We start from the raw sequence: 18,906 nt of genomic DNA on the forward strand, positions 1-18,906 counted from the left end.
AAACTCGAAATACAATCCATAATCTCGAAAATTTTAACCAAGCCGTGCGTTATCGGCAAGCGGTTTTTCCCCGTCCTTGAAGAGGAACCATGAGCCCGGATCGATACCTCAGAACGTTTGACATCCTCAAGCTCCTGGCCGAGCGGGGCACGCCATTGCGATTGACCGAAATCAAGCAAGCGTTGGATCTGCCGGTCAGCAGCTTGCACAACATGCTCCAGACCATGGTGACCGCCGAAGTGGTGATCCTCGATGACGACCTGCGCTACGCGGTCGGGCCACGCGCCGTGTCGCTGGCCCTGCGCACTGTCCAGTCGTTGGACGTGCGCACGCTCGCACGCCGTCCTTTGCAGGAGCTTGCCCGGGAGATCGGTGACGACGTCTACCTTGGTGTGCGTATTGGCCAACGCGTGCTCTATGCAGACCGTGTGCTGGGCACGCAACGCGTCTCGCTGGACATCCGGCTCGGCCAACCGTTGATGCTGCACGCCACTGCGACGGGGAAGCTGCTCGCTGCTCACGATCCGCAATTGAGCGCCAAAGCGCTGGCAGGCAAGTTGCCCAAGAGCACGCCTCACACCATCACCAACCCGCAGCAGCTGCAAAAGGAATATGACCACATCCTGGCACAGGGTTTCGCGAAGAGCGATCAGGAGTCTTACGAAGGCGTGGTGGGGTACGCCGTGCCGATACGCGGCGGCACCCAAAAGGTTGAAGCGGCGGTGCACGTGTCCGTGTTGGCCGGCCGCGCGACAAAGGCGCACGAACGTGCGTTGCTGGCAGCGGCGCGCACGTGCGCCGCACAGATAGAAAAGTTGCTGGGTAACGAGGTGTCAGTCGCCGCGTTCGAACGATGAGCACTGTTGTGCCATGTCGACGATGTTTCGCAGCACCGTCGGCGACATGTCGCTGCGCCATGCGATGACGAATTGAATCTTCGACGTCGTCTCGTGCGGAAACAGCGGGACCAGTTCGGCGCGCGCGATGTGGTCGCGCACCAGGATCTCGGGCAACAGCGCGGTACCGGCGCCCGTGGCGATCATGGCGATCAACGACATGATGTGGTTGCAGGTGTTGATGCGCGCCGATTCAATGCCCCATTCCTCCAGCATCGACATCGTCATGTTGTGGCTGGCGGAGGGATACGAAAGCGACCAGATGGGCTGGCGTGACACGATCTCTTGCGGTGTCGCTGCATCCTGGAGCGCCTGACGCATCAAGGGCGAGGTCATCCACATCATGCGCACCGAGCCGAGCGGCATGGAATGCACGTCCTTGGCCACCACAGGCCCGGCCAGCAGCGCCACATCCGTTTTGCCGTTCGACAGCTTGGCGTTCATGGAGGTGGTGAGATCGACGTCGATCTCGTACGACACACGCGGCATGAGCTGGCGCAACCGCGCCATGAAGACCGGAAACCAGGACAGGGCCGCGATTTCGCCAGCTGCCATGCGCACCGTTCCCGTCATCGACGCCGGGTTGTCGATCTGGCCGACCGCACCGTCCAGGCGGCGCAGCAGGGGCTCCACGAGCTGTACCAGGTCCCTGCCTTGCCAGGTGAGCTCCATGCGCCGTCCCTGGCGCTGGAACAGCTTGACGCCCATCACCGATTCAATGTCTCGGATGCGCGCTGAAATGGCGGGCTGCGAGGCATGCATCTTCCGCGCTGCCGCGGCAAAGGTGCCCAACTGAGCGATGCAGCAGAGCGTTTCGAGGTTGAGCAGAGTGACTCTTGACATGGCGTGCGGACGATTCTATCGACCGTCGGCACCGCCTTCCGAATGCAGCGATGGCGCGGATGCCGCGGTGCTATGGCCTCGCGCCGGGCGCACTGTCCGCGTGGCCAATGGCGCCGTGGGATTGCAGTTCGACAATGTCGGAACGGCCGAACCCCAACGATTCCAGGATTTCGGCAGTGTGTTCACCCAGGCGGGGCGGCAGGCGGTGCACTCCCGTCGGCGAGGCGGGCATGTCGATCGGGTTGCGTGGCACTCGTAGCCGCCCTTCGCTGGGATGCTCGCGCTCCTCCCAAAAGCCGGTCGCCTGGAGGTGCGGATCGGCGAGCAAATCCTCCAGCGAATTCACGCGCCCGAAAGGAACGTCGGCTGCTGTCAGCAAGGCGATCCACTCGTCGGTGGTCTTCTTCGCGACTTGCCGGCCCACCTCGTTCCAGAACCCGGTCTGATCGGACTGGCGCGCAGCGTGGTTGCTGTAGCGTGGGTCCGCGGTCAAGGCCGGGTCGCCAATCGCAGCGCAAAAGCGGATCCACTGGGCATCGTTGTAGGGCAGAACGCAAAGGTAGCCGTCCGCTGTTTTGAACGGGCGCCGGGCCGCCGTGCTGACCGGCGGGTAACCCATGCCCGCCAGCGGCGGCACGAAGCTCTCGCCCCATTGGTGCTCGATCATGTTGAAGGCCACCATGGTCTCGAACATCGGCACGTTGACTTCCTGCCCTTCCCCGGTTCGCTCGCGGTGCACGAGTGCGGTGGCGACCGCGAACGCGGCGTGCAACCCGGTGATCTTGTCGGCGAGGATGGACGGTACGTAACGCGGCTCCCCCGACACCACCGACTGCAGGGCCGCCAGGCCCGACGTGGCTTGCGCGACGTCGTCATACGCCGGCTTGCCCGCGTAAGGGCCTTCGTCAGAGAAGCCCTTCACGTGACAGAGGATGATCGACGGTTGCAGCGCGCGCAGCCGCTCGTAGTCGAGGCCGAGTCGCCGCGCCGCATCGGTGCGGATGGAATGGAGAACGACGTCGGATTCGCGCACGAGCCGCTCGAGCACGGCTTGCGCAGCGGGCTGCTTCAAGTCAAGGCAAATGCTGCGCTTGTTTCGGTTGCTACCCAGAAAGAAGGCCCCCATATCGGCCGATTGGCGCGGGCCGATGCGGCGGGTGAGGTCCCCCTCAAGGGGTTCGATCTTGATAATGTCGGCCCCCATGTCGCCTAGCGCCTGGGTGGCCATGGGCCCCACGATCATGGTCGCGAGATCGAGTACGCGGATGCCATCAAGGGCGCCCGTTTTCTTTTCAGAGGTATTCATCGGTAGAAAAAGTGGAAGGGTTCAGCCCAGACCGGCCCAGATGCCGTCAAGATCAGAAGCCGCGGTACCCGTGCGCAACGTGAGCGCCGTGCAATAGCGTCCGGCGTTGAAGATCAGTGGTTCGCCGTCCCCATAGGCGAGGCGGTGCACCCGGCCGACGAACAGCAGATGATCGCCGCCGTCGACCGTGCTGTCGATGCTGCATTCGAAGCGCGCGATCACGCCTTCCAGCAAGGGCGAAGCGCCCACACCCACGCCGACTTTCAGCCCCGCGAACTTGTCTTCGCTGGGCGTGGCGAAGCGGTGGGACATCTCGGCCTGGCCCGCGGACAGCACGTTGATCGCAAAGTGCCCCGATGCCAGGAACCCGGCCAGAGAAGGCGAGCGTCGGCTGATGCTCCACAAGATGAGCGGTGGGTCCAGTGACAGCGCAGAGAACGAGTTGGCGGTAAGCCCTTCGCGCTTGCCGTCGGGCGCCTGCGTGGTAATGACCGTCACCCCGGTTGGAAAGCGACCGAGTGCGTTGCGGATCTGCCGCGTATCGTGCGCCTCGTCCAGCGATATCTCTTGCAGCTCCATTGCGCTCAGGTAGCCAATTCGGTCGGTTGGGTGACCGCTGGCATGACCTTCTCTGCCATCAGACGCATGGAGTTGCGGGCCAGCTCGCCGTCCTTCCAGTCAACGCCGGCGTACAGCAACGTGCCGAAGTCACCGACCTCATCGCGAAAGGCGTGCAACTGGTCAGCAACACTGGCAGGCGAGCCATGGATCATGAGTTTGCCCATCACCTGCTCAAGCGTCACGCTGTCGTCGCTCTGTTTCGGATCGGCCTTGAAAACACCGAGTGCACCGCGTCGCTTGAGTTTTCCGAACAGCGAACGGTAGTAGTAGTAGTAAGGACCGTCGGTGCCCATGGCGTAGCGCGCGGCCGTTGCGTCGTCCTTTGCCACGAACACGGTCTTCGCGATGCGCCAGTTCGCTGGATCGGGCGCGCGAGCGGCGCGTTCGCATCCTTCGACATACTTCGTCCAGTGGCTCTTGACCCATTGGGGCATCAGGAAGTTGGCCGAGATCGGATCCCAGCCGCGCGCAGCGGCTTCCGTGATGCCTTGTGAAAAGGGTGCCACGGCGGTGACCACGATGGGTGGATGGGGTCGCTGAAGCGGCTGTGGGATGGTGCCCATGCCGGTCTCCGCTATGTACGTGCGCTCTGTCGAAATGTTCCAGTACGTGCCTTTGATGTTGTACGGCGGCGAAGAGCTCCAGATCTTGAGCAAGGTGTTAATGGCTTCGAGAAACATTGCCGGACGCGGAAGATCGTGGTTCTCGAACACTTCCGCATCGGAGGGGAGCGCACCGGGGCTGATGCCCAGGATGAAACGACCGCCCAGCAGATGGTCGAGCATCGCGATGTGGGCAGCGATGGCGGCCGGGTGGTAGTTGGGCATGTTGATGGTGCCAGTGCCCAGCTTGATCTTTTGGGTCGCATCGACCAGCGTGGCCAGGAACATGGCCGAGGAGGTGATGTTCTCTTCGGGGTCGGTGGCGTGCTCTCCGACATAGCCTTCGGTAAAGCCCAGTTGGTCGGCGAGCACAAAGGCCTCGCGGTCCTCGCGCAGGGATTGCTGCCAGTCTTTGCCGATGGGGTGCATGGGCATGGTGAAGAAGCCGAGCTTCATGTTGTCTCCTTGTGCGACAGGTTGAAACGCATCGAAGCGTGGTGCCGAAAAAGGCGCCAGTCTAGGCCGTCTCATGTCGACAGAATAGACACTTATTTGGATCACGAAGCTTCAGAATTTGCGATGGTTTCAGGCTTGACCTGACGCGTGCTCGACGCTTATGGTTGTGCCCGTTTCGCCGCTGATGACACCTGCGACGATTGCCGGCAAAGGCCGCGCGAACCCGCTTCGACATATCGAAAAGAGAGAGAGACAAGTTGATCCAATCACAAACCCTCGAGAGGGCACGCCCCGGCACGCGACCTCTGGAAAAACCCACCTTTGTGGGCCATGTCACCGACTTCATCACGTCGGGTGGCGAGCATGGGTTGCCGCGCCCGCAGTCCTTCCTGGTGGAGCAAAGCGCCCATTGGACTTTGCCCATTCACTTTCACACGCAGGACCAGTTTCAGCTGTTCGTCGGCGGACGCGGCCACATCGGCCGCCACGCGATTGGACCCGGGTGCGTGCACTACGCCTCGGCGCACGCCGGGTATGGGCCGCTGGTGTCTGAAGCCGAAGGGGTGGCCTATCTCACGTTGCGGCTGGTGTCTGACACCGGCGCCTGGTACCTGCCGGAACAGCGAGAGCATCTCAAGAGGGGCGTGAAGAAGCGGCAGCAGCATGCCGAGCCGGCTTCGCCCATCGATGCGAATGCGCTGCGCACACTCATCGAACCCACGGCCGAGGCCGTCATCCCCTGTGACGCGTCGGGCCTGGCGGTCTGGCTGCTGCGCCTTCCTCCCGGACGCAGCGCACCAACCCCTGTAGCAAGCGCGCCAGGGGCAGGGCGCTTTTACGTGCTGATGCAAGGCGAGCTCCGACTGCAAGGCGACACCCTGCGCGGATTGGCAACGGTGTTCGTTCCAAAAGAAGAAACCTTCGATCTCGAGGCCGGCAGCGAGGGCGCCGAGATCATGGTGTTGCAGTTCCCGGCCGAGGCGCTCATCCGCACGTCCAACGCGAACACCTAAGGCATTTCGATTGACTTCCACCATCCAGAAGGAGACAACATGACACAGCAGACCTCTCACGACACCGACGCTCACGTTTCTCGCCGCACCCTGTTAGGGAGCGCAGCAGCGACCGCGATCACGCTCACATTCGGCGGCCATGCGCTTGCGCAAGGCCACGATGCGCCACTCAAGATCGCTGTCGGCTTTCCCCCTGGCGGCTCCGGCGATCTTTTTGCCCGCATCCTCGCGGACGCGTTGCGCGAGGAAATCTCGCGCCCGATCGTGGTGGAGAACAAGCCCGGCGGCGGTGGCATGACCGTTGCGGTCGGCTTCCTGCGCGCGCCCAAAGACGGCACGCAATTGATGCTGGCCACCGGTTCCACGGCGATCGCGGCGCCTGTGTCGCGGGCCAAGCCGCCCTACAACCCGGTCGAGGATTTTCAATGGATCGCGCTGTTGTCCAACGCGCCCTTCGTCATCGCCGTGAATGCCGCCTTGCCCGTGAACACGCTTCCAGAACTGGTGGCTTACTGCAAGGCACGGCCCGGTGCGCTGTCCTATGGCCACGCGGGGCTTGGCACCACCGTGCACTTGGCGGCTGAACTTTTCAAGGACCGCGCCGGCATCGCCGTGCAAGACATCGCCTACCCTGGGAGTGCGCCCGCCATCACCGACACCATTGCCGGCAACGTGCAGTTCATCGTTGAGACCACTGGCACATTGGGCCCCCACCAGAAATCCGGGCGCTTGCGCATCATTTCCTGCATGGCCGAACAGCGCGAGGCGATTGCCCCGCAAGTCCCCACGTCGCGCGAAGCGGGCTACGATCTGATCGCCGGGACCTGCAATCTTCTGGCCGCGCCACAAGGAACGCCGCCGCAAGTCATCGAGCCTATTGCACAGGCCGTGGTCCGCATCATGACCAAGCCCGCGATTCAGGAAAAACTGATGCAGCTGGGCATCACCCCCATCACGCGATCGGGGCCACAAGAGGCGCGGGCATTCGTCACCAGTGAAGTGGCCCGCTGGAGTGCCGTGACCAAGAAACTGGGCATTGCCCTTTGAACCCTATCTATGCGTACACCTATCTGTGAAAAGCTCGGATGCGAGCTGCCTATCTTTGCGTTCTCCCATTGCCGCGACGTGGTTGTCGAGGTCACCAAGGCGGGTGGCTTCGGTGTGCTGGGCGCGTCCACGTTCTCGCCCGAGCAGCTCGAAGCGGAACTGCGCTGGATCGACCAGCACACGGACGGCAAGCCGTACGGGATCGATGTGATCATTCCGACCGCCTATGACAAGCAAGCCGAGACGTCCACCGAGGATCTGGCGCGGCTCATCCCACAGGAGCAGCGCGACTTCATGAACCGGCTGCTCGCCGACGCGCAGGTGCCCGAGTTGCCTGCGGAGGAACGCGAGCGCGTCCACCAGGAGATCGTGACCGGCCGCGGGGCCATGACGCCCGACGGCGCAAGGCGCTTGTTGCAGGTCGCGCTGGCGCATCCCCAGGTCCGTTTGGTCGTCAGCGCGTTGGGATCGCCGCCGCCCGATGTGATGGCCGAGCTGCGCTCGCGCCACATCATTGTGGGCGCGATGTGCGGCAAGGCGCAACACGCGGCGAAACACAAGGCGGCCGGCGTCGACCTCATCGTCGCGCAGGGCACGGAAGCCGGTGGCCACACCGGCGAGATCGCCACGATGGTGCTGGTGCCGCAGGTGGTGCAGGCGTGCGGCGACGAGGTCGCCGTGCTGGCCGCAGGCGGGATCGCCACCGGCGCGCAGATCGCGGCCTCGCTCGCGCTGGGAGCGCAAGGCGTGTGGTGTGGCACCGTCTGGCTGGGCACGCGCGAGAGCGAACTGGACCCCTTCGAGAAGGAGGTGCTCTTCGCGGCGGGTGCGGACGACACTGCGCGCCGCAAGGCACGCACCGGGAAGACGGTGCGCATGCTCAAGAGCCAGTTGTCGGAAGCCTGGGAGAGGGACGACGCTCCCGACTATCTGCCGACACCGTTGCAAGGCATTCTTTACAACGAGGCGCACGCGCGTGTCGTGCGCGCGCAGCGCAAGGAGCTCTATTCGTTTCCTGCGGGCCAGGTCGTTGGCATGGTCAACGAGGAGAGTTCGGTGCGCGACGTGATGTACCGGATGCAACTGGAGTATGTGGAAGCCATTGAGCGCCTTGTTCGGCTGCAGGGGGAGGCGTGATGTTCTTCCAGCCCCAATCCGCCGAAGCGAAGGAAGCCTACGACAGCGGGCAGGTCCAGGTCGAGTTCGGCAATGGCCTTGTCATCATCACCATCAACCGACCAGAAGTCCGCAACAGCGTCAACCGTGCGGTCTCGTATGGCGTGTGCGAGGCCATCGACGAACTCGACAGGAACCCCGAGTTGCGCGTGGGTATCTTGACGGGGGCGGGTGGCAACTTTTGCGCGGGCATGGATCTCAAGGCTTTCCTGCGCGGGGAGCAGACCCGGGTGGATGGCCGAGGCATCCTGGGAATCGCACTCACGCCGCCGCGCAAGCCGGTGATCTGCGCGGTGGAAGGCTATGCGCTCGCGGGCGGTTTCGAATCCGTGCTGGCATGCGACCTTGTGGTTGCTGCAAAGGATGCCCAGTTCGGCTTGCCAGAGGTCAAGCGCGGGCTGGCTGCTGCGGCCGGCGGGCTTCTCCGGTTGCCGCGCGTGCTGCCGAAGAACGTCGCCATGGAAGTCGTGCTGACGGGCAACACGATTGGCGCGCAAAGACTCCACCACTTCGGGGTGGTGAATGTTCTGAGCGAACCGGGTGAGGCGCTGGCCGACGCGCGGGCCCTCGCTTTGCAGATCGTGGCGAATGCACCGATGAGTCTTGCCGCGAGCAAGCGCGTGATGGTGGAGCAACAAGATTGGCCGCTCGACGACATGTTTACGCGGCAGAAAGCGATCACCGATCCGGTTCTTTCCTCCGAGGACGCACAAGAGGGCGCGCGTGCGTTTGCGCAGAAGCGGCCCGCGAGGTGGATGAACCGTTGACCACGGCGTGGCACGTTCTCGAAAACGGCATGCATGCACGGCCAGCGACGCGCCCGGCCGCGATGCCCCTAGGCCTTGCGTCGCGGCGCGGCTTTCACCGATTTTTTCACCACCACGGCGTCTTCGCGGGGTGCATCCACCGGCTTGCGCCAGATGCCGGAGAAGGTCGTGATGGTGGTGCGCAGCAGCGATTGCAACGAACCCTCATCGGCATCGAACCAACCCACCGTGCGGTTCAATGTGCCAAGGATGAGTGGGCGCAACATGCGCGGTTCGATGCCGGGTTCGAGGCAGTCCCCTTCGACGGCTTCCTGGATCAAGCTCCGCCAGAAATCGCTGTAGCGCTCGCGCATGGGCTGAATGACGGCGTAAACCTCGGCCGGCAGTTTGATACGAGACTGCGCGTTCGTCGACGTGAAGGGCTTGTTCGAGTGCAATGCGGTGAGGTGTCCTTCAATGGCGGCCTCGATGCGCATGCGAGGTGACGCATTCTCGGGCAGGTTGCTCAGCTGGGCATTCACCGAATCGAAAATGACATCGACCGCCATCCGGATGATTTCTTCATAGAGCCGGTCCTTGGACGCGAAGTAGTAGTAAACCGTCGACGACCTGATGCCCGCCATCGTCGCGATTTCACGGAGGCCGGACTCGGCGAAGCCCTTCGTCGAGAACAGAATGGCGGCCTCGCGGAGAATGATTTCACGGGCGTTGGCCGGCCTGTCGGGATCCGCAGGTTCCAACGTCGTGGCGTGTGCTGCCGTTGCCCGCTTGGGCTTGGTCACTGTGTTTTCCATCGCACCATTGTCATGGAAGTCGACTCAGGCCACGACGCCCCGTTCGTGCCATTGCTGGATTTGTGCTGGATCGAAACCCTGCTCCTGCAAGATCTCGTGCGTGTGCTGTCCGGGTGTGGGCGGTGGACGCTTGATCGATGGCGTGCTCCGGCTGAAACGCGGGGCGGGCGCGGGCTGCAGCACGCCGTGCGCTTCGACAAGCACTCCCCGCGCCTGGATGTGAGCGTGTGATGAAGCCTCGTGCGCAGCCAGCACCGGCGCAACGCAGGCATCGCTGTGTCCCAACGCCTGCATCCATTGGTCCCGCGTCCGCTGGCGAAACGCGGCTGCGAGCCGGGCGCGCAAAATCGGCCAGACGGCAGGGTCGTCCCGGTCGCGAAGTGCGGTGTCGTTGCCAAGCCCGGTCTGCTCCAGCAGCTCCTGGTAGAAGCGGTTCTCGATCGCGCCGACCGAAACGAAGAGACCGTCGCTCGTTTCATAGACCCCATACCAGGGCCGACTGCCGTCGAGAAGGTTGCCCCCACGGTGTGGTGCCCAGTCGCCCGTGGCCAACCGCCCGAACACACTGGTCAACAAGTGCACGGTTCCGTCGACGATGGCTCCGTCGACCACCTGGCCCTGGCCGCTGGTGCGCGCCTCGAGCAGGGCGCAGAGGATGCCGAACGCAAGGTACAGCGCACCGCCCCCGAAATCCCCGACAAGGTTCAGTGGCGGAACGGGGGGGCCGTTGGCGTTGCCGATGGCGTCGAGCGCACCGGTCAGCGCGATGTAGTTGATGTCATGTCCCGCCGTCTGCGCGAGCGGGCCGTCCTGGCCCCAACCCGTCATGCGCCCATACACCAGCAGCGGATTCACGGCGTGGCACTCCGCTGGGCCCAGGCCGAGGCGTTCCGTCACGCCCGGTCGAAAACCTTCGACCAGGACGTCGGATTGCGCCACCAGCTTTTTCACCAACGCCACGCCTTCGGATGTCTTCAGGTCGATGGCAATCGAGCGGCGGCCCCGGTTGAGCAACTGCGACGCGGGATCCGAAGCGACGCCGATGTCGGCGGGTCCGGTTCGATCCACCCGCAGCACCTCTGCCCCCATGTCCGCCAACAGCATGCAGCAGAACGGGGAGGGACCAATCCCCGCCAACTCGATCACCTTGACGCCGGCCAGTGGGCCGCTCGATTTCTCATGCATATCTGCCTTTCTCGCTTGCGTTGCAAAAATCCGTGAGGTACATTATGCCTATCGAACGATCGTTAGATAGATTTGATGTCCACCAACCACACACCTACCCCGTCTTTAACCGCCGAACTTCAGGCTTATGTCGGACGGCGAGGCGCCCCCGTTTATGCGTGGGACCGCGTGAACGAAGCGATGGTCCGCCAATGGTGCGAGGTGTTTGATGTCGACTTCCCGCCGTTCCTGGACAGGCAGGCTGGCGCGCGAAGCGGCCACGGTGGGTTGATCGCGCCCGCCACCATGCTGCCGGTGTGGCTCATGCCAGGGCTGCGCAACCGACGTCCGGAAGGCTCCGATACCGCAGACCCCCGAGACATCATGAAAGTCCTCGAGCGGGAAGGCTTTGTCGGCATTCTGGGCACCAATACCGAACAGGAATACGAGCGCCCCTTGCGACCGGGCGAGCTCATTTCCTGTGTGCACTCCGTCGAAGCGGTCAGCGATGAGAAGCAGACGCGCATGGGCTCCGGGCGGTTTGTCACATTCCTTCAGGAGTTCTTCGACGAGGACAACAAGCCCGTGGGCGTGATGCGCCTGCGCATACTTCGGTTCAGGCCGCTCGTGGTGCCACCTGCTCGCCCGTCGCCTCCGCAACCCGCGATCAATCAGGACACCGCTTTCTTTTGGCAAGGCCTGAAATCCGGGCAGTTGCTGATCCAGCGGTGCACGTCTTGCGGCGTGTTGCGACACCCGCCCGGTCCGGCCTGTACCGAATGCCATGGCCTTGACTGGGACACGGTCACGTCGAGCGGCCGGGGCAAACTGTTCTCGTTCGTGGTGATTCACCAGCCCAAGCACCCCGCTTTTGACTACCCATTGCCCGTTGGCCTGATCGAGCTGGAAGAGGGCACGCGCCTTGTCGCGCCCATCCAATGCACCGACGCTTCGTCGCTGCGAACCGGGATGCCCATGGCAGTCTTCATCGAATCGGTGGATGGCGAAGACCGGTTGCCCTGGTTCCGACCCGTGAGCGAGGTCTGAACATGAACTTTGAACTCACTGGCGATCAGACCGCCGTTGTCGACCTGGCGACCTCGCTGTTTCGCGAGCATGGCTCCGATGACCACATACGCGCGCTCCACGAGAAGGACGCGTCCATCGACCGCCCGTTGTGGCGCAAGCTGTCGGAGACCGGGCTGCTGTCGATTGCTTTGCCGGAGGCGGCTGGTGGGGCGGGCATGGGCATGCTCGAACTGGGTTTGGTGCTCCAGCAGCAGGGGCGCTTTCTCGCGGCAGTGCCCTTGTGGACGCATGCGCTGGCAACACTGGCAGTCGGGACGCATGGTGTGCCCGCTCTGCGCGAAAGTGTTCTGGCCACGTTGCTGTCAGGCGAGCGACCTGCCGCCATCGCGACGGAGCTGGATGCACGCGCGGGCCTGACCGCCACCCCGTCGCAGCAGGGTTGGCTGCTGGACGGCGAACTGCCCAGCACGCTGCTGGAGCCATGGCATGGGTTCCTGCTGGCGCTCGCAACGACCCCACAGGGAAGACGGCTTTTTCTGCTGGACCTGCAACACGTCGCGCCCGAGCGCACGAGCGGTCGCCTCACCGATCTGCAGACGGTGTGCACGCTGAATTTTTCTCGGGTCTTCGTTGCACAGGACTGCGTGCTGGACGCGCCGGCGTTGGACTGGCTGTGGCCGCGAATGGCGTGCTGTGTTTCGGCGCTGCAACTGGGCGTTCTGGAGGAGGCCTTGAGCCGCGCCGCTGCCTACGTCAGCGAGCGGCATCAGTTCGGACGCCCATTGGGTAGCTTCCAGGCTCTGGCGGTCCGCGCGGCCGATGCGTACATCCAGGTCGAACTTCTGCGTTCGGCGCAACTGCAGCTGGCATGGCGGATCGATCAAGGTTTGCCGTGCGAAGCCGCTGCCCGGGTCGCGAAGCACCAAGCCAGTCAAGCGGGCCACATCGTCGGACATACCGCCCAGCACTTCCACGGCGGGGTCGGGGCCGACCTGCAGTACCCGATTCATCGCTTTTATCTCAAGAGCCAGGCGCAGTCGCTGATTGCTGGTGGCGCCGAGGCCCAGCTGGCGCACATCGGGCGTGCCCTGGCCGACACCGACATTGCGGAGTACATCCATGAGTAAGCGATCCATGCGCGTCGCCGACGCGCGTGTGGGCCAACAGCTGCCTCCACTGAACATTCCGGTGACCGTCACATCGGTCGCGGCCGCGGCCATCGCCACCCGTGATTACCAACCCGTACATCACGACATCGAGCGCGCCCGCGCGCTGGGCAGTGAGACGGTCTTCACCAGCACGCATACCGCCACCGGCTATCTGGAGTGGCTGGTGTTGGCATGGGCAGGGCCGGGGGCGTTTTTGCGCAGTCTGAAACTGCGGCTGGGCGTTCCCAACTACGCAGGCGACACGCTGCACCTGCAGGGGCAGGTGACCGCGGTGGACATCGCTCTTGGTCGGGTGCATGTCGAGGCCATCGGGTCCAATTCGCGTGGCCAGCACGTGACGGCTGAACTGGTCGTCCAACTGAAGGGAGATGGCGGTGAATGACGTCTTTGGCGGCAAGGTCGCGCTGGCCGGAATCGGTGCAACGGAGTTCTCGAAAAACTCGGGCCGCACCGAAATGCGGCTCGCTGTTGAAGCGTGTCTCGCCGCATTGGAAGACGCGGGGATCGAACCCGCAGAAGTGGACGGCATGTGCACGTTCACCATGGATCACAACCCCGAGATGGATGTGCACCGCCTCATTGGCGGAAAGGAGATGACCTTCTTCTCGCGCATCGACTACGGCGGTGGAGGCGCTTGTGCCCCCGTCATGCAAGCCGCCATGGCGATTGCCAGTGGCGCCGCCCATGTGGTGGTGTGCTACCGCGCCATGAACGAGCGCTCGTGGTACCGGTTTGGCGCTGGAACGCCGTTGGCCAATGCGCCATCCACGCCCACCTTCATCGCGGCGAACCACTACGCCTGGTACTTGCCCGCCGCGTTGAGCACACCGGCCTCCTTCGTCGGCATGGCCGCGCGCGTGTACATGGAGAAGTACGGTGTGACGAGCGAAGACTTTGGCAGGGTTTCGGTTGCAGCCAGGGCGTTTGCAGCCACCAACCCGAATGCGTTTTTCCACGGACAGCCGATCACCTTGGCCGATCACCAGGCGTCGCGCTTCGTGGCCGAGCCCCTTCATCTGCTGGACTGCTGCCAGGAAAGCGACGGCGCGGTCGCGATCGTCATCACCTCGCTGGAGCGCGCGCGCAAGCTGCGCCACAAGCCGGCGGTTGTGCGGGCCGCTGCGCAGGCCAGCGCGCAAGGCCAGCATCGGCTCACCAGCTTCTACCGCGAAGATATCGCCCACCTTCCCGAAATGGGCATGATCGCAAGGCAACTCTATGCCCAGAGCGGTTTGGGGCCACGCGACTTCCAGACGGCCATCCTGTATGACCATTTCACCCCCTATGTGCTGGAGCAATTGGAAGAGTTTGGCTTTTGCGCACGCGGCGAAGCCAAGGATTTTGTGCGATCGAACGAACACGCCCGTGGTGGCACGCTGCCCATCAACCCCAATGGCGGACAACTCGGTGAGGCGTACATCCATGGCATGAACGGCATTGCCGAGGCCGTGCGCCAGATCCGCGGCACCGCCGTCAACCAGCTTGCCGGTGTCGAGCACATCCTGGTGACGGCGGGCTCGGGCGTGCCCACCAGCGGCATCATCCTCGGGCAGGATTGAGGACCCCTATGCGATTTCAATTCACCGAAGACCAAAGGGCCTTGCGCGAGGACATCAGGGCGTACTTCGGCGCCCTCATCACGCCGGCGCTCAAGGAGGATCTGCGTGTTCATGCGGCCACACCGGTCTACAAGGAAGTCATCCGCCAGGTGGGGCGCGACGGGTATCTGGCCGTGGGATGGCCCGAGGAATACGGGGGGCGAGGGTATGGCCCCATCGAGCAACTGATCTTCGTGCAGGAAGCGTTGCGGGCCGGTGCGCCCATTCCCTTCGTGACCCTGAGCACCCTGGGCCCTACCTTGATGGTCCACGGGTCGGCCGCGCAGAAGGCGCGGCTGCTGCCCGGCATTGCGTCGGGGGAGCTGCATTTCGCCATCGGATACACCGAGCCGGGTTCGGGAACGGATCTGGCAAGTCTCAAAACGCGTGCGGTGGTGTCTGACGACGGCTTTCGCGTGAGCGGCAGCAAGATCTACACGAGCCATGCCGAGGGTGCCGATCTGATATGGCTGGCAGCGCGTACCGACCCCGAGTCGAAAGCGCACAAAGGGATTTCCATTCTGCTCGTCGACACCAAGTCCAAGGGGTTTTCAATGACCCCGATGGAGACCGTGGCAGACATGCATACCAACGTCACTTACTACGACGACGTGTTCGTTCCAAACGACATGCTGGTGGGCGAACTGCACGGCGGCTGGAAACTCATCACCTCGCAACTGAACTACGAGCGCATCGGCATTGCGGCGCGTGGCATCCATGGCGAACAGCTTTTCCGCCGCACGCTGGAATGGGCGCGCACGGGCCACACCGGTCAGCGTGCGATCGATGACCCCTGCGTGCAGCGTCTTCTCGCCAGCGTGTATGCGCGGCTGGAAACCCTTCGCATCATGAATTTGCGCCTGGCCTGGAGCCTGCAAGGCGCACAACCGGATCCGGCCTATGCCTGTGCCGCGAAGGTGCATGGTGTCGAGAGCCTGGTCGAGACTTGCCGCGACTTGCTGCAAGTTCTCGGACTCGGCGGACTCGTGCGCCACGGGAGTGAGGCGGCGTTGATTGCCGGCGATGTCGAGGCGCAATACCGGCGATGCCAGATCAACACCTACGGTGGTGGGAGTGGCGAGGTCATGCGCGAAATGGTCGCCACCCGGGGGCTGCACATGCCCCGAACCTCGCGATAAGGGCAGGTGCGCCGATGAACGCTCAAGATGCCTTGTTCTCGCAGCTTCGCGTGGTGGAAGTCGGGAGCTTTGTCGCGGGGCCTGCCGCGGCCACGATTCTGGGTGATCTGGGCGCCGAGGTCCTGAAGATTGAGCAGCCCGGGCAGGGGGATCTGTGGCGCCATCAGTACCGTCGACCGGAGCTTCCGCAGGCATCCACCAACTACCTCTGGCTGTTGACAGGGCGTGGCAAGCAAAGCGTTGCCATCGATCTGAAGACGGCAGAGGGGCGCCAACTGCTTCACCGCATTTGCACGCAAGCCGACGTCTTCATCACGAACCTGCCTGTTCCTGCGCGCACGGGGCTGGGTGTGGACTATCAAACGCTTGCAGCGCTGAACGCCCGGTTGGTCTATGCCTCTTTCACAGGGTACGGTGAACAAGGAGACGAGAAGGACGAAGCCGGTTTCGACACGACCGGATGGTGGGCCCGATCGGGGCTGATGGACCAGTCGCGTTCGGACCCCGAAGCGCCACCTGCCAAGGCCCCGGCCGCTTCTGGGGACCATCTCTCTGCGTTGTCGATTTTCGGTGCGATTGTCAGCGCGCTGTATCGGCGCGAACGGACGGGCCTGGGCGGGTACGTCGGATCCTCGTTGTTGGCCAACGGCGCCTGGCAGAACGCTGTGTACATCCAGGCGGCGCTGGCCGGCGCGGAGTTCCGCCCTATCCGCAAACGATCGGAAAACTGGAACCCGCTGAACATTCACTACCTCTGCAGTGACGACCGCTGGTTCATGATCACCATCAATCCCGCGCACCAGGCCCTGCATTGGAGCGCGTTCGCCGCGGTCGTGGAGTGTCCGGACTTGCTGACCGATTCGCGCTTCAACACGTACGACGCAAGGCTCAAGCACAGTGTCGAACTTATTCGACGGTTGGACGATGCGTTTGTGCGGCGCACCGCCGACGACTGGAAGCAGCGGTTCAAGGGCACCGGCATCGTGACCAGTGTCGTGGCACGTGCACAAGATGCACCGAACGATGAGCAGATGAAAGCGAACGGAATCCTCGTCGACCTTGAGGGCGTGCCAGGCGTGCCAACGACGGTCGCCAGCCCCTTCTTCATCCATGGCGAAAACAAACGCGTGGCGACCCGGGCACCCGACGTGGGCGAACACACCACCGCCGTGCTCAAGCAGCTTGGCCTCAGCGCAGAAGACATCACCCGTCTGCAAGACGCTGGCATCGTGCAATCGCGAGACAGATGAAGCTTTTTTTGCAGCCCCAAGACCAGGAGACACCCATGACAAAAAATGCCTTTCGCCGCCGGGCGATTGCGAGCCTGTTGCTCGCGACCCTATTGACCCAGACGCCAACATGGGCGGAGGAATTCCCGTCACGCCCGTTGCGGATTGTGGTGGGCTTCGCGCCCGGCGTCGGTATGGAAGTCAGCACCCGGCTGCTTGCCGAGCAGATGGGCAAGGAGCTTGGTCAGCCCGTAATCGTGGAGAACAAGCCGGGTGCTGCCACGATGATCGCGGCAGCGCAGGTTGCTGCCGCCGCGAAGGACGGCTACACACTGTTGATGCTGAACAACCAGACCGCGAACAACGTCCTGCTCTACAAAAAAGTGCCTTACAAGAACAGCGACTTCACGCCAGTGGCCGGTGGCGGCGTCGTGTCGATGGTCATGGCCGTGTCGAAGACGGTGCCCGTGACGACGGGCCGAGAGTTTCTCAAGTACGCAAAAGACAACGACGGAAAACTGTTCTATGGCTACTGGGGTGCCGGCGGGAGCCCGCACTTGCTGGCCGCACGGCTGGCCTCGTCCACCGGGCTCACGCTTCAGGGCGTGGGCTACAAGGATGCAGGCCCTGCGACGGCAGATCTGGCATCCGGACGGATTCAACTCTTCTTTACCTCGGTGACCCACGGCCTGTCCATGCTGAAAGCAGGTACCGCGAACATCGTGGCGGTCGGCACGCCCGAGCGTTTGCCCAGCATGCCCAACGTCCCCACTTTCTCCGAGTCCGGTATCGACGGAATGCCCAACCCATGGTGGGGCTATGGCGTGCCGGTTGGCACGCCCCCCGCCGTCATTCAGAAGCTTGAGCAGGCCATAAAGGCGGCGGTAGAGTCGCCCCGCTATCAGGCGATGTTGGCGAGCACTGGGTCGATCCCAATGCCCGTGAGCAGCCCGGCCAAGTTCCAGGAGTTCATCGAAAAGGACCAGGAAAAATGGGCCGCCGCGATTCGCCCGCTCAAACTGGAACTCGACTGATACGACCGGCATGCAGCACAACATAAGGAGACCACATATGAAACGCAGATCCTTGCTGGAGTTCCATCTTGCCCTGCTGGCCGCAGGCATCACACCGGTCGTCTCGGGGGCGCAGACCTGGCCCACTCAGCCCATACGTCTGGTGTCCCCTTCGCCTCCTGGCGGCGCGGCCGATGTCGCGACGCGATTGATCGCCAAGCACCTGGCGGAGCTCCTGGGACAGGCGGTGTTGGTCGACAACCGACCCGGTGGCAATGGCGTGGTAGCGGGGCTTGAGGCGCTGCGCGGGGGCAAGGACGGGTATTCGATCTTCATGGGCAGCACGACAACCTTGGTGGCCAATCCCTACCTGATGAAGCAAGTGCCCTTCGAGCCGGCGACCGACCTCGATCCCATCGCATTGGTCGCTTCTTTGCCCTTTGTTCTGGTGGTCAGTCCGTCGTTGCCCATTGCATCGGTGAAAGAACTGATTGCGTATGCAAAGGAACGACCGGGGAAGGTGACATTCGCCAGCGCTAACGCGACGAGTTTTGTGGCCGCGTCGACCTTCAATCAAAGGGCCGGGATCGAGATGCTCAACGTTCCCTACAAGGGCGCTCCCGCATCGCTGACCGATATGGTCGGCGGACGGGTCGACATCTCCTTTGTCGATTTTTCGTCGGCGCGCACATTCATCGAGTCCAAACGGCTGCGTTTGTTGGCGGTGACATCGGCGAAGCGGTCTCCTCTGATGCCGCAAACGCCCACCATCGCAGAGTCGGGGCTTGCCGGTTACGACGTCGTGGGTTGGACGGCGATGTGCGCCCCTGCCGGTGTAGATCCCGCCATCGTCCAGCGGCTGAACCGGGAGATGCAGAAAATTCTGTCTCGCAAGGACGTTCAGGAGCAACTTGCTGCGCTCGGGCAAGACGTTATCTTGGGCACGCCCGACGAATTTGCGTCGTTCATGCGCACCGAGCGTCCCCGGTGGGGCCGGATGATTCGAAATGCCGGCATTTCAGCCGAATGAAAAAGGGCTTGAGC

General features: G+C 63.3%; 19 protein-coding genes. 13 read left to right on the forward strand and 6 right to left on the reverse strand.

Going from position 1 to position 18,906, the window contains the following annotated elements:
• Nucleotides 1–89 precede the first annotated feature (89 nt).
• Nucleotides 90–857 (forward strand): IclR family transcriptional regulator, encoded by a 768-nt coding sequence (locus tag F9K07_RS08080; RefSeq protein WP_159591208.1) that lies wholly within the window; start codon nt 90–92, stop codon nt 855–857.
• Here the strand turns inward: F9K07_RS08080 and F9K07_RS08085 are convergent.
• The 4 genes from F9K07_RS08085 to F9K07_RS08100 form a co-directional block, all read right to left on the reverse strand.
• Nucleotides 834–1,739, reverse strand: coding sequence for a LysR family transcriptional regulator (locus F9K07_RS08085; protein WP_159591211.1), 906 nt, complete (start codon nt 1,737–1,739; stop codon nt 834–836). The two genes, F9K07_RS08080 and F9K07_RS08085, sit on opposite strands and share 24 nt — an antisense overlap.
• A 70-nt stretch (nt 1,740–1,809) precedes the next feature.
• Complete coding sequence (locus F9K07_RS08090; protein ID WP_159591214.1) at nt 1,810–3,045, reverse strand: CaiB/BaiF CoA transferase family protein; 1,236 nt, start codon at nt 3,043–3,045, stop codon at nt 1,810–1,812.
• A 21-nt stretch (nt 3,046–3,066) separates the two neighbouring features.
• Entirely contained in the window at nt 3,067–3,624 is a 558-nt protein-coding gene (locus F9K07_RS08095) for a flavin reductase family protein (RefSeq protein WP_159591217.1), read from the reverse strand.
• Nucleotides 3,625–3,629: 5 nt separating this feature from the next.
• Nucleotides 3,630–4,724, reverse strand: a complete 1,095-nt coding sequence (locus F9K07_RS08100) for an LLM class flavin-dependent oxidoreductase (protein WP_159591220.1) — start codon at nt 4,722–4,724, stop codon at nt 3,630–3,632.
• Between the two features lie 200 nt (nt 4,725–4,924).
• Between F9K07_RS08100 and F9K07_RS08105 the strand changes: the two genes are divergently transcribed.
• The 4 genes from F9K07_RS08105 (at nt 4,925) to F9K07_RS08120 (ending at nt 8,727) form a co-directional block, all read left to right on the forward strand.
• Nucleotides 4,925–5,737, forward strand: a complete 813-nt coding sequence (locus F9K07_RS08105; protein ID WP_159591223.1) for a hypothetical protein — start codon at nt 4,925–4,927, stop codon at nt 5,735–5,737.
• Nucleotides 5,738–5,776: 39 nt separating this feature from the next.
• Complete coding sequence (locus F9K07_RS08110; protein ID WP_159591226.1) at nt 5,777–6,784, forward strand: Bug family tripartite tricarboxylate transporter substrate binding protein; 1,008 nt, start codon at nt 5,777–5,779, stop codon at nt 6,782–6,784.
• A 78-nt stretch (nt 6,785–6,862) separates the two neighbouring features.
• Nucleotides 6,863–7,921: a nitronate monooxygenase gene (locus tag F9K07_RS08115; RefSeq protein ID WP_236581835.1), complete on the forward strand. Its 1,059-nt coding sequence runs from the start codon at nt 6,863–6,865 to the stop codon at nt 7,919–7,921.
• The gene (locus tag F9K07_RS08120) at nt 7,921–8,727 is read left to right on the forward strand and encodes a crotonase/enoyl-CoA hydratase family protein (RefSeq protein WP_159591231.1); all 807 of its coding nucleotides are present in this window, start codon (nt 7,921–7,923) and stop codon (nt 8,725–8,727) included. The genes F9K07_RS08115 and F9K07_RS08120 overlap by 1 nt, the downstream gene beginning before the upstream one ends.
• Nucleotides 8,728–8,795: 68 nt before the next feature.
• Here the strand turns inward: F9K07_RS08120 and F9K07_RS08125 are convergent, their stop codons facing one another.
• On the reverse strand, nt 8,796–9,521 hold the full coding sequence (locus tag F9K07_RS08125) for a TetR/AcrR family transcriptional regulator (RefSeq protein WP_159591234.1): 726 nt from the start codon (nt 9,519–9,521) through the stop codon (nt 8,796–8,798).
• A gap of 24 nt (nt 9,522–9,545) precedes the next feature.
• Nucleotides 9,546–10,706, reverse strand: coding sequence for a CaiB/BaiF CoA transferase family protein (locus F9K07_RS08130; RefSeq protein WP_159591237.1), 1,161 nt, complete (start codon nt 10,704–10,706; stop codon nt 9,546–9,548).
• A gap of 75 nt (nt 10,707–10,781) precedes the next feature.
• Between F9K07_RS08130 and F9K07_RS08135 the strand changes: the two genes are divergently transcribed.
• From F9K07_RS08135 to F9K07_RS08170, 8 genes are read left to right on the forward strand one after another with little or no spacing between them, the layout of a single operon-like run.
• Nucleotides 10,782–11,732: a bifunctional MaoC family dehydratase N-terminal/OB-fold nucleic acid binding domain-containing protein gene (locus F9K07_RS08135; protein WP_159591240.1), complete on the forward strand. Its 951-nt coding sequence runs from the start codon at nt 10,782–10,784 to the stop codon at nt 11,730–11,732.
• A gap of 2 nt (nt 11,733–11,734) precedes the next feature.
• Complete coding sequence (locus F9K07_RS08140) at nt 11,735–12,841, forward strand: acyl-CoA dehydrogenase family protein (RefSeq protein ID WP_159591243.1); 1,107 nt, start codon at nt 11,735–11,737, stop codon at nt 12,839–12,841.
• Nucleotides 12,834–13,265 (forward strand): MaoC/PaaZ C-terminal domain-containing protein, encoded by a 432-nt coding sequence (locus F9K07_RS08145; RefSeq protein WP_201451535.1) that lies wholly within the window; start codon nt 12,834–12,836, stop codon nt 13,263–13,265. Before F9K07_RS08140 ends, F9K07_RS08145 begins: the two co-directional genes overlap by 8 nt.
• On the forward strand, nt 13,258–14,442 hold the full coding sequence (locus F9K07_RS08150) for a lipid-transfer protein (RefSeq protein WP_442907400.1): 1,185 nt from the start codon (nt 13,258–13,260) through the stop codon (nt 14,440–14,442). Before F9K07_RS08145 ends, F9K07_RS08150 begins: the two co-directional genes overlap by 8 nt.
• Nucleotides 14,443–14,450: 8 nt before the next feature.
• Nucleotides 14,451–15,620 (forward strand): acyl-CoA dehydrogenase family protein, encoded by a 1,170-nt coding sequence (locus tag F9K07_RS08155; RefSeq protein ID WP_159591249.1) that lies wholly within the window; start codon nt 14,451–14,453, stop codon nt 15,618–15,620.
• 14 nt (nt 15,621–15,634) lie between these two features.
• Complete coding sequence (locus tag F9K07_RS08160; protein WP_159591252.1) at nt 15,635–16,870, forward strand: CaiB/BaiF CoA transferase family protein; 1,236 nt, start codon at nt 15,635–15,637, stop codon at nt 16,868–16,870.
• Between the two features lie 35 nt (nt 16,871–16,905).
• Entirely contained in the window at nt 16,906–17,883 is a 978-nt protein-coding gene (locus F9K07_RS08165) for a Bug family tripartite tricarboxylate transporter substrate binding protein (RefSeq protein ID WP_159591255.1), read from the forward strand.
• Nucleotides 17,884–17,920: 37 nt separating this feature from the next.
• Complete coding sequence (locus tag F9K07_RS08170; RefSeq protein WP_159591258.1) at nt 17,921–18,892, forward strand: Bug family tripartite tricarboxylate transporter substrate binding protein; 972 nt, start codon at nt 17,921–17,923, stop codon at nt 18,890–18,892.
• Nucleotides 18,893–18,906: the final 14 nt, after the last annotated feature.

Source organism: Hydrogenophaga sp. BPS33 (assembly GCF_009859475.1).
GTDB lineage: Bacteria > Pseudomonadota > Gammaproteobacteria > Burkholderiales > Burkholderiaceae_C > Hydrogenophaga.

What these genes read in the sequence shown, in the direction of transcription:
- F9K07_RS08080 (WP_159591208.1), top strand. Translation starts at nt 90, where the DNA reads ATGAGCCCGGATCGATACCTCAGAACGTTTGACATCCTCAAGCTCCTG.
- F9K07_RS08085 (WP_159591211.1), bottom strand. Translation starts at nt 1,739, where the DNA reads ATGTCAAGAGTCACTCTGCTCAACCTCGAAACGCTCTGCTGCATCGCT.
- F9K07_RS08090 (WP_159591214.1), bottom strand. Translation starts at nt 3,045, where the DNA reads ATGAATACCTCTGAAAAGAAAACGGGCGCCCTTGATGGCATCCGCGTA.
- F9K07_RS08095 (WP_159591217.1), bottom strand. Translation starts at nt 3,624, where the DNA reads ATGGAGCTGCAAGAGATATCGCTGGACGAGGCGCACGATACGCGGCAG.
- F9K07_RS08100 (WP_159591220.1), bottom strand. Translation starts at nt 4,724, where the DNA reads ATGAAGCTCGGCTTCTTCACCATGCCCATGCACCCCATCGGCAAAGAC.
- F9K07_RS08110 (WP_159591226.1), top strand. Translation starts at nt 5,777, where the DNA reads ATGACACAGCAGACCTCTCACGACACCGACGCTCACGTTTCTCGCCGC.
- F9K07_RS08120 (WP_159591231.1), top strand. Translation starts at nt 7,921, where the DNA reads ATGTTCTTCCAGCCCCAATCCGCCGAAGCGAAGGAAGCCTACGACAGC.
- F9K07_RS08125 (WP_159591234.1), bottom strand. Translation starts at nt 9,521, where the DNA reads ATGGAAAACACAGTGACCAAGCCCAAGCGGGCAACGGCAGCACACGCC.
- F9K07_RS08130 (WP_159591237.1), bottom strand. Translation starts at nt 10,706, where the DNA reads ATGCATGAGAAATCGAGCGGCCCACTGGCCGGCGTCAAGGTGATCGAG.
- F9K07_RS08135 (WP_159591240.1), top strand. Translation starts at nt 10,782, where the DNA reads ATGTCCACCAACCACACACCTACCCCGTCTTTAACCGCCGAACTTCAG.
- F9K07_RS08140 (WP_159591243.1), top strand. Translation starts at nt 11,735, where the DNA reads ATGAACTTTGAACTCACTGGCGATCAGACCGCCGTTGTCGACCTGGCG.
- F9K07_RS08145 (WP_201451535.1), top strand. Translation starts at nt 12,834, where the DNA reads ATGAGTAAGCGATCCATGCGCGTCGCCGACGCGCGTGTGGGCCAACAG.
- F9K07_RS08155 (WP_159591249.1), top strand. Translation starts at nt 14,451, where the DNA reads ATGCGATTTCAATTCACCGAAGACCAAAGGGCCTTGCGCGAGGACATC.
- F9K07_RS08160 (WP_159591252.1), top strand. Translation starts at nt 15,635, where the DNA reads ATGAACGCTCAAGATGCCTTGTTCTCGCAGCTTCGCGTGGTGGAAGTC.
- F9K07_RS08165 (WP_159591255.1), top strand. Translation starts at nt 16,906, where the DNA reads ATGACAAAAAATGCCTTTCGCCGCCGGGCGATTGCGAGCCTGTTGCTC.
- F9K07_RS08170 (WP_159591258.1), top strand. Translation starts at nt 17,921, where the DNA reads ATGAAACGCAGATCCTTGCTGGAGTTCCATCTTGCCCTGCTGGCCGCA.